The sequence below is a fragment of the Streptomyces daghestanicus genome (genome assembly GCF_020521275.1).
Taxonomy (GTDB): Bacteria; Actinomycetota; Actinomycetes; order Streptomycetales; family Streptomycetaceae; genus Streptomyces; species Streptomyces griseoviridis.
The window spans coordinates 1-15346 of sequence record NZ_BNDX01000014.1; the positions used below are offsets into that span (position 1 = coordinate 1).

Annotated in this window: 10 protein-coding genes; 3 read left to right on the forward strand and 7 right to left on the reverse strand. The window is 76.4% G+C overall.

Annotated features, from left to right (window positions below; all coding sequences use genetic code 11):
• Positions 1-122 precede the first annotated feature (122 nt).
• The gene (locus Sdagh_RS25515; RefSeq protein WP_226535777.1) at positions 123-881 is read left to right on the forward strand and encodes a hypothetical protein; all 759 of its coding nucleotides are present in this window, start codon (positions 123-125) and stop codon (positions 879-881) included.
• Positions 882-1221: 340 nt separating this feature from the next.
• On the opposite strand, the gene Sdagh_RS37235 is transcribed toward Sdagh_RS25515, so the two are convergent.
• The 4 genes from Sdagh_RS37235 to Sdagh_RS25530 form a co-directional block, all read right to left on the reverse strand.
• Entirely contained in the window at positions 1222-1539 is a 318-nt protein-coding gene (locus Sdagh_RS37235; protein WP_504967639.1) for a hypothetical protein, read from the reverse strand.
• A gap of 407 nt (positions 1540-1946) precedes the next feature.
• On the reverse strand, positions 1947-2222 hold the full coding sequence (locus Sdagh_RS25520) for a glycoside hydrolase family 18 protein (protein ID WP_226535779.1): 276 nt from the start codon (positions 2220-2222) through the stop codon (positions 1947-1949).
• 51 nt (positions 2223-2273) lie between these two features.
• Positions 2274-2552: a glycoside hydrolase family 18 protein gene (locus tag Sdagh_RS25525; protein WP_226535781.1), complete on the reverse strand. Its 279-nt coding sequence runs from the start codon at positions 2550-2552 to the stop codon at positions 2274-2276.
• Positions 2519-2968 (reverse strand): RlpA-like double-psi beta-barrel domain-containing protein, encoded by a 450-nt coding sequence (locus Sdagh_RS25530; RefSeq protein WP_226535783.1) that lies wholly within the window; start codon positions 2966-2968, stop codon positions 2519-2521. The genes Sdagh_RS25525 and Sdagh_RS25530 overlap by 34 nt, the downstream gene beginning before the upstream one ends.
• 729 nt (positions 2969-3697) lie before the next feature.
• Here Sdagh_RS25530 and Sdagh_RS25535 point away from each other — a divergent pair.
• Together Sdagh_RS25535 and Sdagh_RS25540 are read left to right on the forward strand one after the other, a co-directional pair.
• Positions 3698-4378 carry a hypothetical protein gene (locus Sdagh_RS25535; RefSeq protein WP_226535785.1) on the forward strand — a complete coding sequence of 227 codons (681 nt, stop codon included), beginning with the start codon at positions 3698-3700 and terminating at the stop codon, positions 4376-4378.
• A gap of 4756 nt (positions 4379-9134) precedes the next feature.
• A complete protein-coding gene (locus Sdagh_RS25540) occupies positions 9135-11183 on the forward strand; it encodes a cysteine/serine endopeptidase inhibitor (protein ID WP_189422245.1) in 2049 nt (682 codons plus the stop codon).
• 91 nt (positions 11184-11274) lie between these two features.
• Here the strand turns inward: Sdagh_RS25540 and Sdagh_RS25545 are convergent, their stop codons facing one another.
• From Sdagh_RS25545 to Sdagh_RS25555, 3 genes are all read right to left on the reverse strand, one after another.
• On the reverse strand, positions 11275-13221 hold the full coding sequence (locus tag Sdagh_RS25545) for a hypothetical protein (RefSeq protein ID WP_189422246.1): 1947 nt from the start codon (positions 13219-13221) through the stop codon (positions 11275-11277).
• A gap of 136 nt (positions 13222-13357) precedes the next feature.
• Complete coding sequence (locus Sdagh_RS25550; protein WP_190078241.1) at positions 13358-14380, reverse strand: hypothetical protein; 1023 nt, start codon at positions 14378-14380, stop codon at positions 13358-13360.
• 178 nt (positions 14381-14558) lie between these two features.
• The gene (locus Sdagh_RS25555; RefSeq protein WP_189422248.1) at positions 14559-15209 is read right to left on the reverse strand and encodes a helix-turn-helix transcriptional regulator; all 651 of its coding nucleotides are present in this window, start codon (positions 15207-15209) and stop codon (positions 14559-14561) included.
• Positions 15210-15346 lie beyond the last annotated feature (137 nt).

Below are 15346 nucleotides of genomic sequence, written 5' to 3' on the forward strand. Positions count from 1 at the left end.
GAGCCGCCCGCCTCCCCGTACGCGGTGGCCCACGGATGGCCCCTCGGTGATCTCCCCGAGGCCGGCCCGGGCGCCCACCGGCTCGCCGAGGACGTGGTCGTCGAGGTCGTCCGCGGCGGACTGTGGGTCCGGCCGGAACCGGCCCCGCGCACGCCGCGCAGGTACGCGGCGCCGACCCCGACCCCGAGCACGAACGCGTCCTGTGCGACGCCGGGTCGGAGGACCTGCTCCCCCGGCTGCGGAGACTCGCCCAGGAGCTGACGCGTTCCTTCCCCGCCGACCTGCGCCGCGCGGTCCGCCTCGGCGTCTGCCGGCCCACCGGACCGGACGGCGGCGCGGTGCCCCACGCCGCACCCGCGCCGGGAGGCGGCACCGCACCCCACCGTGCCGCCCCGCCTCCGCTCACCTCCGGGGCCGGTGACGCGGCCCGCACCGGTCTCACCGCCCTCGCGGCCGAGGTGCTGCGCCGGCACCCCGAACTCACCGGCCGGGAAACGGACGCCGACGCCGTCACCGCCCTCGCCGCCGTCCTCGGCCGGCTGGCGGGCGCCGCCTGCGAGAGCCCCGGCGACCTCGCCCTGCTCCGCCGCGGCCTGGACATGCTCCCCGTCCACCACGGCCCCACCGGGCTGCGCGCCCCCCTCGACGAGCCGATGCGCCAGTGGTACGCCACCCCCCGCGAGATCACCGACCCGCAACCCTGCGAGGCGTCGGCGCGGGGGCCGGCCGACGCTCCGGGCGGCACCGACTTCCTCATCTGGTCCACGAACGGCCGCCGCACCGATCTGCTCGACCCGCTCGTCCCCGGCCGGGTGATGTTCGCCCCCGGTACCCGGTTCCGGGTCCTGGAAGCGGACCCCGGCGCCCCGGCGTCGTCCTGATGCGCGAACTGGCCCCCGGCGAACCGGCCGGCGACACCGCCGCCGACCGCGCGGCGGCCCGGGACCTGGTCCGCGCGCTGCGGACCTGGAACACCGGCATACGACACCCCCCTGAGGCAGGAACGCGCCCCACCCCGCGCGGTCCGCCGCGAGGACGTGTGCGCGGGGTGGGGCGCGTCCCACACCCGGGGACGGGTGCCTCGGTCTCAGTCGTCGTAGATCTCGGTGGCAACCGGTTGTTCGAGAACAGCGGGCCCTCGACCACGGGAGGTCGTCGGCCGGGTCCTGGATGACGGTGGTCAGGCCCGTCACCTTGCCCAGACACTCGTCCGCGGCGCTCTCACTGTCCCCGCTGCCGCCACCGACGTACATGTCGAGCCAGGTGGTGGCACCCTCGGGCGCGGAGTCCAGGGTTGTGGCAGGGCCCGTCCTGGGGACTGCCCCCGTCACCACAGGCGTCCTCGACGATGAAGTACCGGCGGACCTTGGGGAAGTAGAAGCGGGTGCCGGCCGGATAGTCGAGGGTGTCCTTGCCTCCCTCGTTGACATGCCCGACCGCCAGGGTGATGGGGTCCTCCCAGGTACCGGTACCGCCGGCCTCGTCGTGAACGACGGGATGGGAGATCTGCGCGCTGCCCCGGGCGTGTTGTCGAACCAGGTGTAGCCCGTGGTGAACGCGTTGGAGATCGTCTTGCCCGAACCCGAACCCGAACCCGAGGCATCCACCGCGCCTTCCCGCATCCCAGCCACCGGCGAGGGGTCGACCGCGCCGCCGCGGAGCGTTCCCTCTTCCGTGGCGGACGGGGACGCCGGCGGTGACACCGGTACCGGATCGACCGCTCCGCCGGGAAGAGTGGCCTTACCCGTCCCGGGGCTGTCGTGTTCACCTTGTTGAAGATCTTCAGGAACTCGTGGGCCTGCTGCTCCGTGCCGCTGCAGTCCTCGGAGAGCCCGCCCGCCTCCGGGCAGGCCTTGTCCCGGCCGACCGCCCAGAACGAGAGCTGCTGGATCCCCTTCTCCACCGCGAAGTCCGCCAGACGCGACGCGTCCTCCACCGTGAACGTCTCACCCGGGGTGTCGTTCACGACCGATCATCGGCGTGTTCCCCTGCATCGCCCACAGCTCCTGCTCGGACTTCCCCGGCCAGATCTGCCCCAACTGCCCGTGCAACGCGGTCGCCCGCGTCGATCGCGGCTGGCCCATGTCCGCCACCGCCGAGCCGTAGTCCATCGTCATGATGTTCACCAACGACACCCGCAGCCCGGACTCCGCCGCGTCCTGGAGCATGGCCACCCCGTCCGCCTGCAACCCGTCCACCCCCGACGGCAGCGTGAACTGCACGTCCAGATGCCCCCGGCACCCTCCACATCCTTCTGCAACGCCGCGAGCGCCTCATTGCGACGCCGGTTGGCGTCCATGTCGGCCGCGTCGCACCTCGATGTCGAAATCGATCCGGGACAACCCGTACGCGTCCACCACCGACCGGTACTGCGCCTCCAGCGCCTCCACCGAGTCACACCCCGACGCCAGCTCGGTGCCCGACGCCCCACCGAACGACGCGATCACCTCACCGCCCGAACCGCGCAAGCCCGTCACCGCCGCCAGCCAGCCCTCGTCCGACACCGGCGTCGTCCCGTTCAGCGCGGCCTTGCACCCGCCACCGTCCAGCACGAACGCCAGCGACGCGTACCGCAGTCCCGCCGCCCGCGCCTCCTCCAGCACCGACGGCGACTTCCACGTCTCCACGTACGGAGCCGCGTACCGCGACGGGAAGGCCGAGTCGGTCGCAGCGGTGCCTCGCCCCCCGTCGGCGGGGCGATGTCCTTGCCGTCCTCGGTGACGAACTTCCAGGTGATGCCCTCCACCAGGCCCTTCTCCAGCGGCGCGAGCTGCTCGAAGGCGGACTGGGAGAGGTCGAGGTGGCCGGAGTCGCAGGAGGGGCACATGTCCTTGACGGGCACGGTGATGGTCTTGCCCCCGTACGACACCTGCACCGAGACACCGTCGCAGAGCGGGTCCTGGTTGGGGTCGGCGGAGGTCCACCACTCGTGGGACACCGCGACGAGGTCCTCGGTCGCCGCGTCCACCTGGGTGCCGCAGGCGCCGTAACCCCTTGTCGTTGTAGTACGTCATCTGGCCGGCGATCTCCTCGGCACTGACCGGGGTGTCGGCCAGCGCCAGGGACACGCCGCCCAGGGCGACGGCCACCACGGCGACTGCGCCGCCCGCGATGACCCGGTTCCGGATGGGCACGCTTTCTCCTGATCGGTCGGACGGTGGTGTTCGGCCCCCGGCCCGGCTGATCCAGACCAGGGCGACGGCGCCGAACGGGGCCCGTAGCGCGGGCCCGCGCGGTCCGTGGCGGACGCGGCACCGGGCTGATCATGGAGAAGGGGGCGGGTCCGGGCGGAGAACCGGCGGGCGTGTGCCCGGTGGGCCACTCACTCCGCCTCTTCGGCCACCGCGCCGCGCGGGTCGTTCACGAGCGGGCGATGGCCACTCGTGCAGGGCTGTCCGCAAACGGGCAGTCCTTCGCCGCCCGCCTGGAGGAGCCCCCGCCGCCTCTGGTCCGATGGTCCGGTCGGATGGCCACCCCTGCCAGGGGAAGCGCGTACAGCACGGCCAGGACAGCGGGTGAGAAAGGCTTGGGCGAGACGCCTCAGCGCCGCCCCGGCGGCGCGCCGGCCCACCGCCCCGGCGTGCCGCCCGCCGGGGACGGCACCCCGTGAGCAGGGCGCACCTCCGGCGGACGCGGCCCCCTGCGGAGCCTCGCGTCCCGGCTCGGCGGCTCCGGACCGGTCGCCGGTGCCGGCCCCGTGGTGCTGCTCCGGCCGGACGCCGCGCGGTCCGCGGACCTCTCGGCGACCGTCGACGCCCTGCGCCACGAGGACCGGGACCACGCGACCGTGGTGGTCGAGCCCGGCGACGACGCCACCCGGGGCGCGTGGCGGCACCTCGGCTCGGTACTGGACAAGTTCGTGAAGTCCGGTGTCACCACGGTGCGGTTGGTGTGGGCGGGCGCCGCGGCCGAGCGGCCGGGCCGGACCGCCCCCGCGCGGCGGATCAGCGACGACTGGGGGCTGGCGGTCGTCGCCCCGGCAGGACCGGTGGTGGTCGTCCCCGGAGGCTCGCTGTTCGCCCCCACCGGGCCCGGGGGCCTCGGCGGCTGGTGGCGGCTGGAGCCCGGCTCGGACCCCCGGCCGCTGGGCCTGCGGCATCCCCTGCCGGTCTGGGAGGACGCGGCGGCGCTCCTCGCCTCCGACGCCGTCGAGCGCCATGTCGTGGTCTCCGTGCCCGCCGGGGTGCAGATCCGCCGGGCGGAACCACTGCCCGGCGGCGCGGCGGACATCGGCGCCTTCATCCCCGTGGACCGGGACCGGCTCACCGTCGTCGTCGGTGCCCCGGGCCACGTCCGAGTGACCGCGCGGGGCGCTGGCCGCACTGCTGACCCGGCTGCCGCCCCGCGCCCGGTCCGCCGTGCGGCTCGTCCCCGGTGACGGACGCGACCTCCTGGACGTGGGCCGGCGGACCGCGAACCTCCTCGGCACCGAGGTGGAGGTCGTCAACGGTGTTCCCGCGCTGCTGGAACCGGCGGACGGCACGGCGGGCGAGGCGGCGGTGGTCCTGGTCGGAGCGGACGGCGAACCGGCCTGGCGGCCCTTCGCCGAAGCGGTCGCCTGCCTGCCCGCCGGGGGCGGAGGCACCCCCGTGCCGCGCGTCCTGCGCCCCGGTCGCCGGTGGCGGGGGAGACGGTCGGCGACGACGGGACCCTGCAACTGGACGACGACTGGCAGGTCACCGTCACCCGCGCGGGGCTGTGGGTCGGACCGCGCGGCACGGAACGGCCCGCCCACCTGGGGTGGACGCTGGACCCCGAGACCGTGGTCGTGGACGTCGGCGTGCCCGGACGGCGGCTGGACGACGGGGTGTGGCCGGTGCTCGACGGCTTCCTGGAGCGGCTGGAACCCGGCGTGAGCGAGCGCACCACCCTCCACGTCAGGGGGGTGAGCGGCACCCGGGGCGGACGTCAGGCGCGCCGCGTCGCCGAACGCCTCGGGCTCGGCCTGGAGTACGACGTCGAGCCGTCCGCGGACCACGACGAGCCGGAGGCCCGCCCCGCGCCCCAGCGGGACCGGCGCACCGGACGCCCCCTGGCACGCGTCACCGATGAGCGTCCGCATCCGCCATGTGGCGGCACCGCCCGCTCCCACGGCGACCGCCGCCGGCCGGTCCGACGACGGGTACGGCGCGCCGAGGGCGGCGGTGCCGGCGTCCGCCCGGAGGGCGGGGGGCGGACTCCCGGGACGCCGGCCGGGCGGCCGGTGCCGGCGCCGGACGGCGTGCTTCCCTCGTGGCTCCCGGCGACGGGCACCGCGACGGCTGCGGCGACGGGCGGCACCGCCGGGGTGCCGGGCGGCGCTGCCGGAGTGCCGGGCGGCGCTGCCGGAATGCCCGGAGTGCCCGGAGTCAACTGGGGGTTCCCGGAGCGTCCGGGTCCTCCGGGGTGTCCGGGTCCTCCGGGGTGTCCCGGACATCTGGGGTGTCCGGGGCGGGCCGGTGACGGAGTCCGCGGGCGCCGGCGCGGCGGTTGCGCGGCCGCCGGTGGTGCCGGTCGTCGCCTCCTCGCGGATAGCCGACGGTCCGGTCACGGGAACACCCCGCCGGGTCGGCCCTACCGCCGGGATACGCCGAGGCGTACGCGGCCAGCCGCTCCCTCGGGGCGCCGGGCGCCGCCCGGTGCCGGTGGGCCTGGAACACCACCGGGTGCGAAGGAGTACCACGGCGGCCGTGGCCCGGCCTGTCCCGGGGCCGCCCTTCCCGGCCCCGCCCGTCTGGCTCCGCCCCTGCCGACCCCGCCCGCCCCGAACCCGCCCGCCCCCGGCTCCGCCTGTCCCGGCTCCGCCCGCCCCGAATCCGCCGCCCCGAACCCGCCCGTCCCGGCTCCGCCCGCGCCGACCCGGCCACCGGGGCCGGGCCCGGCGCCTCCCCGGCCGGCGGCCGTACCGCCCGCGCGCGCCCGCTCGCCGGGAGCCCCGCCGGTACGGCCCTGCCGTCTCCCGCGTCCGGTCACCCCTGGTCCTCACGCCGGCTTCCGGCCGGGTGGTACCCCGACGCCCCCCGCCCCCGTATCCGGTCACCGGGAACCGGCCCGGTGCGCCACAGCCGCCGGCACCTTCGGGGCCGGGCGTCCCCCCGCCGGCACCGGCGGCTCCCGCCCCGGACGTCCCCGGCGGGGCCGGGCCGGGTGTGCCGCGGTCCCGAAGGGGGCCGGCCGGCCCCGGCGCGGCCCGCCGGGGACGCGGGGCGGGAGCCGGTGCCGGCGGGGGGACGCCCGGCCCCGAAGGTGCCGGCGGCTGTGGCGCACCGGGCCGGTTCCCGGTGACCGGATACGGGGCGGGGGGCGTCGGGGTACCACCCGGCCGGAAGCCGGCGGGAGGACCAGGGTGACCGGACGCGGGAGACGGCAGGGCCGTACCGGCGGGGCTCCCGGCGAGCGGGCGCGCGGCAGGCGGTACGGCCGCCGGCCGGGAGGCGCCGGGCCCGGCCCCGGTGGCCGGGGTCGGCGCGGGCGGAGCCGGGACGGGCGGGTTCGGGGCGGGCGGATTCGGGGCGGGCGGAGCCGGGACAGGCGGAGCCGGGGCGGGCGGGTTCGGGGCGGGCGGGGTCGGCAGGGGCGGAGCCACGACGGGCGGGGCCGGGAAGGGCGGCCCCGGGACAGGCCGGGCCACGGCCGCCGTGGTCTCCTTCGCACCCGGTGTGTTCCAGGCCACCGGCACCGGGCGGCGCCCCGGCGCCCCGAGGGAGCGGCTGGCCGCGTACGCCTCGGCGTATCCCGGCGGTAGGGCCGACCCGGCGGGTGTTCCCGTGACCGGACCGTCGGCTATCCGCGAGGAGGCGACGACCGGCACCACCGGCGGCCGCGCAACCGCCGCGCCGGCGCCCGCGACTCCGTCACCGGCCGCCCCGGACACCCCAGATGTCCGGGACACCCCGGAGGACCCGGACACCCCGGAGGACCCGGACGCTCCGGGAACCCCAGTGACTCCGGGCACTCCGGGCATTCCGGCAGCGCCGCCCGGCACTCCGGCAGCGCCGCCCGGCACCCCGGCGGTGCCGCCCGTCGCCGCAGCCGTCGCGGTGCCCGTCGCCGGGAGCCACGAGGGAAGCACGCCGTCCGGCGCCGGCACCGGCCGCCCGGCCGGCGTCCCGGGAGTCCGCCCCCCGCCCTCCGGGCGGACGCCGGCACCGCCGCCCTCGGCGGCCGTACCCGTCGTCGGACCGGCCGCGGCGGTCGCCGTGGGAGCGGGCGGTGCCGCCACATGGCGGATGCGGACGCTCATCGGTGACGCGTGCCAGGGGGCGTCCGGTGCGCCGTCCCGCTGGGGCGCGGGGCGGGCCTCCGGCTCGTCGTGGTCCGCGGACGGCTCGACGTCGTACTCCAGGCCGAGCCCGAGGCGTTCGGCGACGCGGCGCGCCTGACGTCCGCCCCGGGTGCCGCTCACCCCCCTGACGTGGAGGGTGGTGCGCTCGCTCACGCCGGGTTCCAGCCGCTCCAGGAAGCCGTCGAGCACCGGCCACACCCCGTCGTCCAGCCGCCGTCCGGGCACGCCGACGTCCACGACCACGGTCTCGGGGTCCAGCGTCCACCCCAGGTGGGCGGGCCGTTCCGTGCCGCGCGGTCCGACCCACAGCCCCGCGCGGGTGACGGTGACCTGCCAGTCGTCGTCCAGTTGCAGGGTCCCGTCGTCGCCGACCGTCTCCCCCGCCACCGGCGACCGGGGGCGCAGGACGCGCGGCACGGGGGTGCCTCCGCCCCCGGCGGGCAGGCAGGCGACCGCTTCGGCGAAGGGCCGCCAGGCCGGTTCGCCGTCCGCTCCGACCAGGACCACCGCCGCCTCGCCCGCCGTGCCGTCCGCCGGTTCCAGCAGCGCGGGAACACCGTTGACGACCTCCACCTCGGTGCCGAGGAGGTTCGCGGTCCGCCGGCCCACGTCCAGGAGGTCGCGTCCGTCACCGGGGACGAGCCGCACGGCGGACCGGGCGCGGGGCGGCAGCCGGGTCAGCAGTGCGGCCAGCGCCCGCGCGGTCACCTCGGACGTGCCCGGGGCACCGACGACGACGGTGAGCCGGTCCCGGTCCACGGGGATGAAGGCGCCGATGTCCGCCGCGCCGCCGGGCAGTGGTTCCGCCCGGCGGATCTGCACCCCGGCGGGCACGGAGACCACGACATGGCGCTCGACGGCGTCGGAGGCGAGGAGCGCCGCCGCGTCCTCCCAGACCGGCAGGGGATGCCGCAGGCCCAGCGGCCGGGGGTCCGAGCCGGGCTCCAGCCGCCACCAGCCGCCGAGGCCCCCGGGCCCGGTGGGGGCGAACAGCGAGCCTCCGGGGACGACCACCACCGGTCCTGCCGGGGCGACGACCGCCAGCCCCCAGTCGTCGCTGATCCGCCGCGCGGGGGCGGTCCGGCCCGGCCGCTCGGCCGCGGCGCCCGCCCACACCAACCGCACCGTGGTGACACCGGACTTCACGAACTTGTCCAGTACCGAGCCGAGGTGCCGCCACGCGCCCCGGGTGGCGTCGTCGCCGGGCTCGACCACCACGGTCGCGTGGTCCCGGTCCTCGTGGCGCAGGGCGTCGACGGTCGCCGAGAGGTCCGCGGACCGCGCGGCGTCCGGCCGGAGCAGCACCACGGGGCCGGCACCGGCGACCGGTCCGGAGCCGCCGAGCCGGGACGCGAGGCTCCGCAGGGGGCCGCGTCCGCCGGAGGTGCGCCTGCTCACGGGGTGCCGTCCCCGGCGGGCGGCACGCCGGGGCGGTGGGCCGGCGCGCCGCCGGGGCGGCGCTGAGGCGTCTCGCCCAAGCCTTTCTCACCCGCTGTCCTGGCCGTGCTGTACGCGCTTCCCCTGGCAGGGGTGGCATCCGACCGGACCATCGGACCAGAGGCGGCGGGGGCTCCTCCAGGCGGGCGGCGAAGGACTGCCCGTTTGCGGACAGCCCTGCACGAGTGGCCATCGCCCGCTCGTGAACGACCCGCGCGGCGCGGTGGCCGAAGAGGCGGAGTGAGTGGCCCACCGGGCACACGCCCGCCGGTTCTCCGCCCGGACCCGCCCCCTTCTCCCATGATCAGCCCGGTGCCGCGTCCGCCACGGACCGCGCGGGCCCGCGCTACGGGCCCCGTTCGGCGCCGTCGCCCTGGTCTGGATCAGCCGGGCCGGGGGCCGAACACCACCGTCCGACCGATCAGGAGAAAGCGTGCCCATCCGGAACCGGGTCATCGCGGGCGGCGCAGTCGCCGTGGTGGCCGTCGCCCTGGGCGGCGTGTCCCTGGCGCTGGCCGACACCCCGGTCAGTGCCGAGGAGATCGCCGGCCAGATGACGTACTACAACGACAAGGGGTACGGCGCCTGCGGCACCCAGGTGGACGCGGCGACCGAGGACCTCGTCGCGGTGTCCCACGAGTGGTGGACCTCCGCCGACCCCAACCAGGACCCGCTCTGCGACGGTGTCTCGGTGCAGGTGTCGTACGGGGGCAAGACCATCACCGTGCCCGTCAAGGACATGTGCCCCTCCTGCGACTCCGGCCACCTCGACCTCTCCCAGTCCGCCTTCGAGCAGCTCGCGCCGCTGGAGAAGGGCCTGGTGGAGGGCATCACCTGGAAGTTCGTCACCGAGGACGGCAAGGACATCGCCCCGCCGACGGGGGGCGAGGCACCGCTGGCGACCGACTCGGCCTTCCCGTCGCGGTACGCGGCTCCGTACGTGGAGACGTGGAAGTCGCCGTCGGTGCTGGAGGAGGCGCGGGCGGCGGGACTGCGGTACGCGTCGCTGGCGTTCGTGCTGGACGGTGGCGGGTGCAAGGCCGCGCTGAACGGGACGACGCCGGTGTCGGACGAGGGCTGGCTGGCGGCGGTGACGGGCTTGCGCGGTTCGGGCGGTGAGGTGATCGCGTCGTTCGGTGGGGCGTCGGGCACCGAGCTGGCGTCGGGGTGTGACTCGGTGGAGGCGCTGGAGGCGCAGTACCGGTCGGTGGTGGACGCGTACGGGTTGTCCCGGATCGATTTCGACATCGAGGGTGCGACGCTGGCCGACATGGACGCCAACCGGCGTCGCAATGAGGCGCTCGCGGCGTTGCAGAAGGATGTGGAGGGTGCCGGGGGGCATCTGGACGTGCAGTTCACGCTGCCGTCGGGGGTGGACGGGTTGCAGGCGGACGGGGTGGCCATGCTCCAGGACGCGGCGGAGTCCGGGCTGCGGGTGTCGTTGGTGAACATCATGACGATGGACTACGGCTCGGCGGTGGCGGACATGGGCCAGGCCGCGATCGACGCGGCGACCGCGTTGCACGGGCAGTTGGGGCAGATCTGGCCGGGGAAGTCCGAGCAGGAGCTGTGGGCGATGCAGGGGAACACGCCGATGATCGGTGTGAACGACACCCCGGGTGAGACGTTCACGGTGGAGGACGCGTCGCGTCTGGCGGACTTCGCGGTGGAGAAGGGGATCCAGCAGCTCTCGTTCTGGGCGGTCGGCCGGGACAAGGCCTGCCCGGAGGCGGGCGGGCTCTCCGAGGACTGCAGCGGCACGGAGCAGCAGGCCCACGAGTTCCTGAAGATCTTCAACAAGGTGAACACGACAGCCCCCGGGACGGGTAAGGCCACTCTTCCCGGCGGAGCGGTCGATCCGGTACCGGTGTCACCGCCGGCGTCCCCGTCCGCCACGGAAGAGGGAACGCTCCGCGGCGGCGCGGTCGACCCCTCGCCGGTGGCTGGGATGCGGGAAGGCGCGGTGGATGCCTCGGGTTCGGGTTCGGGTTCGGGCAAGACGATCTCCAACGCGTTCACCACGGGCTACACCTGGTTCGACAACACGCCCCGGGGCAGCGCGCAGATCTCCCATCCCGTCGTTCACGACGAGGCCGGCGGTACCGGTACCTGGGAGGACCCCATCACCCTGGCGGTCGGGCATGTCAACGAGGGAGGCAAGGACACCCTCGACTATCCGGCCGGCACCCGCTTCTACTTCCCCAAGGTCCGCCGGTACTTCATCGTCGAGGACGCCTGTGGTGACGGGGGCAGTCCCCAGGACGGGCCCTGCCACAACCTGGACTCCGCGCCCGAGGGTGCCACCACCTGGCTCGACATGTACGTCGGTGGCGGCAGCGGGGACAGTGAGAGCGCCGCGGACGAGTGTCTGGGCAAGGTGACGGGCCTGACCACCGTCATCCAGGACCCGGCCGACGACCTCCCCGTGGTCGAGGGCCCGCTGTTCTCGAACAACCGGTGCACCGAGATCTACGACGACTGAGACCGAGGCACCCGTCCCCGGGTGTGGGACGCGCCCCACCCCGCGCACACGTCCTCGCGGCGGACCGCGCGGGGTGGGGCGCGTTCCTGCCTCAGGGGGTGTCGTGGCCGGTGTTCCAGGTCCGCAGCGCGCGGACCAGGTCCCGGGCCGCCGCGCGGTCGGCGGCGGTGTCGCCGGCCGGTTCGCCGGGGGCCAGTTCGCGCATCAGGACGACGCCCGGGGCGCCGGGGTCCGCTTCCAGGACCCGGAACCGGGTACCGGGGGCGAACAGCACCCGGCCGGGGACGAGCGGGTCGAGCAGATCGGTGCGGCGGCCGTTCGTGGACCAGATGAGGAAGTCGGTGCCGCCCGGAGCGTCGGCCGGCCCCCGCGCCGACGCCTCGCAGGGTTGCGGGTCGGTGATCTCGCGGGGGGTGGCGTACCACTGGCGCATCGGCTCGTCGAGGGGGGCGCGCAGCCCGGTGGGGCCGTGGTGGACGGGGAGCATGTCCAGGCCGCGGCGGAGCAGGGCGAGGTCGCCGGGGCTCTCGCAGGCGGCGCCCGCCAGCCGGCCGAGGACGGCGGCGAGGGCGGTGACGGCGTCGGCGTCCGTTTCCCGGCCGGTGAGTTCGGGGTGCCGGCGCAGCACCTCGGCCGCGAGGGCGGTGAGACCGGTGCGGGCCGCGTCACCGGCCCCGGAGGTGAGCGGAGGCGGGGCGGCACGGTGGGGTGCGGTGCCGCCTCCCGGCGCGGGTGCGGCGTGGGGCACCGCGCCGCCGTCCGGTCCGGTGGGCCGGCAGACGCCGAGGCGGACCGCGCGGCGCAGGTCGGCGGGGAAGGAACGCGTCAGCTCCTGGGCGAGTCTCCGCAGCCGGGGGAGCAGGTCCTCCGACCCGGCGTCGCACAGGACGCGTTCGTGCTCGGGGTCGGGGTCGGCGCCGCGTACCTGCGCGGCGTGCGCGGGGGCCGGTTCCGGCCGGACCCACAGTCCGCCGCGGACGACCTCGACGACCACGTCCTCGGCGAGCCGGTGGGCGCCCGGGCCGGCCTCGGGGAGATCACCGAGGGGCCATCCGTGGGCCACCGCGTACGGGGAGGCGGGCGGCTCCGTGGCGGCCGGCGGCAGATGGACGAACTCCCGGGCCCGCAGCGGCCTGCCCGGCGTGCCGTCCGGGCCGGTGAGCAGGGCGGCGTCGGCCCCGTCACGGCCCGGACGGGGCAGACCGCCGAGGAGGCGGACGGGTTCGCCGACGACCTGGGCGAGGACGTCACCGAAGTGCCGTCCGCCGCTCAGGCGGGCGGGTCCGTAGCAGAGGAACCGCACGGCGGGCCGCAGCGACGGCGGCAGGTCCTGCCAGAACCGGGCGACGTCCGCGACGGGCACGGCCGGGGCACCGGGGGCGCCGACCGCCACGGTGAGCAGGTCGGCGTGGACGCCGGCGCCGCGCAGGAGCCGCCCGCGGTGGCCGCCCGGGTCGGCGACGCCGTCGGCGGGGCGCAGCCACACGCCGGCGGGGAGGGGTTCGGCGACGCTGCGGCCGAGCCGCCAGGGGTGGTCGGGGAGCGCGGCCTCCCAGGTGGGCCGGGGGAAGGTCCGGGAGTGGGGCACGGCGGGCCCGCCTGGCGGGCAGCGCAGCCAGCCCGGTCCGTGCGCGGGACCCGCGTAGAGGCCGCCACCGGGGACGGACAGCAGCGGTCCCCGGGCGACGACGACGGCACGGCCCAGCCGGGCGGCGAGCCACCGGGCGACGGCGACGGGGTCCCGCAGCGGCGGGCGGCCGAAGACCAGCCGCAGGTCACCGGTCCCGGCGGGAACGGCCCGGGCGAGCCGGTCCAAGGTGGCGTCGTCGGCGCCGTCGGGCAGATCGGCGACGACGACGGTGGCCTCGGGGTCGGGAGCGAGTCCGGCGGTGAAGGCGCGGGCGCGCGGGTCGACGGGGCCGGCCGGGGCCAGCAGCCAGGCGCGGCCGGCGTGGTGGGCGGTGAAGCGGGGGCCGGGCGCGGGCGGCGCGGCCGGTCCGCCGGGGTGGGCGGGCGCTGCTGTGGGGTTGCCGCTCATGCCTTGCCTCTCCGTGCGGTCGCGTCCTACCACCGGGTCCGGCCGGGGGTGCCGTGCCGCCCCGACGGGGGGCGGGGCGGCACGGCGGTCCGGCCCGTCCTCAGGGCAGCTGACGGGCCGGCGTCCTGAGGGGGCGTCACATGGCGGTACCGGTGGACCACAGCACCGTGCCGCCGTACTCGATCACCATGTTCCCGTCGGCGCGCAGCACCAGCCGGGAGCCGTCGTGGCCGTCGGTGCGCGAGGACCACACGGTCCGCGCGTCCCCGGCGTACACGGCGAGGTTGCCGTCCGCCTGGAAGACGGCCTTGACGCCGCCCTGTCCGGCGGTGCCCGACCACCACAGCGGGGTGCCCTGGCGGTCGTAGAGGACCAGGTTGCCGTCGCCCTGGAAGGCGAGGACGATCCGGTTGGTGGACCAGCTCTGTCCGGGCTCCAGCACGCTGGTGCCGTCGATGGCGGTGCTCGTCCACTGCTGCTGCTGTCGCGGGGGCGCGCTGGAGCCGGTGGTGGCGCGGGGGGTCGCGCTCCTGGTGGTGGTGGCGCCGGCCGGGGCGTGGGCCCTGCCGGTGGCGGCGACGGGGCTCCCCGACCCGGTGGGCACGGCCGCCGCCACTTCGGCGATGCGGTCGTGTCCGGCGCCGCTGCCGACGGTGCCGCGCGGGGCGCCGGCGGCCGTCGGGGCGGGTGTCGCGGCGGGGTCCTCGGGGGTGCCGGTGGCGGGCGCGATCTCCGGGTCGATGTCCTCCGCGCCGGCCTGCACGGCCCTGGACGGCGCGTCGTCGTTCAGGAGGTGGGGGCCCAGCAGGAACAGGGCGCTGAGGACGCCCGCGCCCGCCAGGATCGGCTTGGCGAGATGGCCGCGGGAAACGGGGCGCTCACCGGTGGCGTTCCGGGACCGCCGCCCGCCGGGCCGCCGGGCCGGTGGCCGGGCGACGAGCGGCGCCTCCTCGACGGCCGGCTCGACGGGGGCCGCCGGTGCGGGGGCGGTGTCCGCGGCGACGGGAGCCGGAGCGGGGACGGGAGGCATGACCGTGGTGGCCGCGGTGTCGTCGGGCGCCGGGAACTCCCAGGGAAGTTCGCTCTCCCACACCGCCTCTCCGCCCGGTGCCCCGGCGTGCGCGTCGGAGTGGCCGGCCCCCGGCTCGCGGTGGTTCATCCCCATGTCTTTCCCGGTGCCTTTCCCGGTGCCTTCCCCGGTGGAACGGATAGGTGACCGCTCATCGGCCGACGCCTACGCGGAGATCCTAGGGAGCGCCCGGCAGTGGCGCGGACCGGCCCGGACGGGCCTGCACGGACGCACATCACTCGTACCCTTCTCGACACGGCGCAGGAGGTCAGAGGATGCCCATGCGGATGGCGTAGGCGACGGCGTGGGTGCGGTTGCGCAGTTCCAGTCGCTTGGTCACCGACTGGATGACGCTTTTGATCAGGCGCTCCGAGTAGCTGAGCTTGTTGGCGATCTCGACGGTGTCCATGCCCTCGGCGAGCAGCTGGAGCACGTCGACCTCGCGCTGGGACAACTCCACGGGGAGCAGGCCGGAGTGGCTGTCGGTCCGCTGCATGGTGCGCATCCGGTCGAGCAGCATGTTCGTCAGCAGTGGAGGGAGCACCGCGCGTCCGTGGTGGGCTTCGACGGCCGCCGCCGCGATCTGGCTGAAACTGGTGTAGGGGCGTACCAGGAAGCTGACCAGGCCGTGATTGACCGCGAGGGCGAGCTGCTGTTCGTTGATGTTGTCCGCGACGAGGACGATCCGGAGCCGGCCGCCGGAGATCTGGCCGGCCCGGCTCATCGCGGAGAGCGTCTTGCCGGTCACCGCGGCCGTCAGGACGATCAGGATGTCGGCGTCGGCGAGATCCTCGGCCGGCAGCAGCTTGACCCGGTCGTCCGCCTCCAGGAAGGCGGCCGTCCCGTCCCGGGTGAGAAGGTCGTCGGCCTGTACGACGACTCCCGGGACAGGGCGCACTTCGTCATTGTCAGCAGGCATGGAACTCCTTGTCGAGGGCGCGACTGCGCGGAACGAGCGCGCGACCCACGAGGCCCGCGTCCCGGGCCGTGCCGTTCGGGTCGGACGGCGCGCTCTTCACTCGGCTCCGATCATCACAGCTTCCGGAGCGCGCACCC

What these genes read in the sequence shown, in the direction of transcription:
- Sdagh_RS25545 (WP_189422246.1), bottom strand. Translation starts at nt 13,221, where the DNA reads ATGAGCGGCAACCCCACAGCAGCGCCCGCCCACCCCGGCGGACCGGCC.
- Sdagh_RS25550 (WP_190078241.1), bottom strand. Translation starts at nt 14,380, where the DNA reads ATGAACCACCGCGAGCCGGGGGCCGGCCACTCCGACGCGCACGCCGGG.
- Sdagh_RS25555 (WP_189422248.1), bottom strand. Translation starts at nt 15,209, where the DNA reads ATGCCTGCTGACAATGACGAAGTGCGCCCTGTCCCGGGAGTCGTCGTA.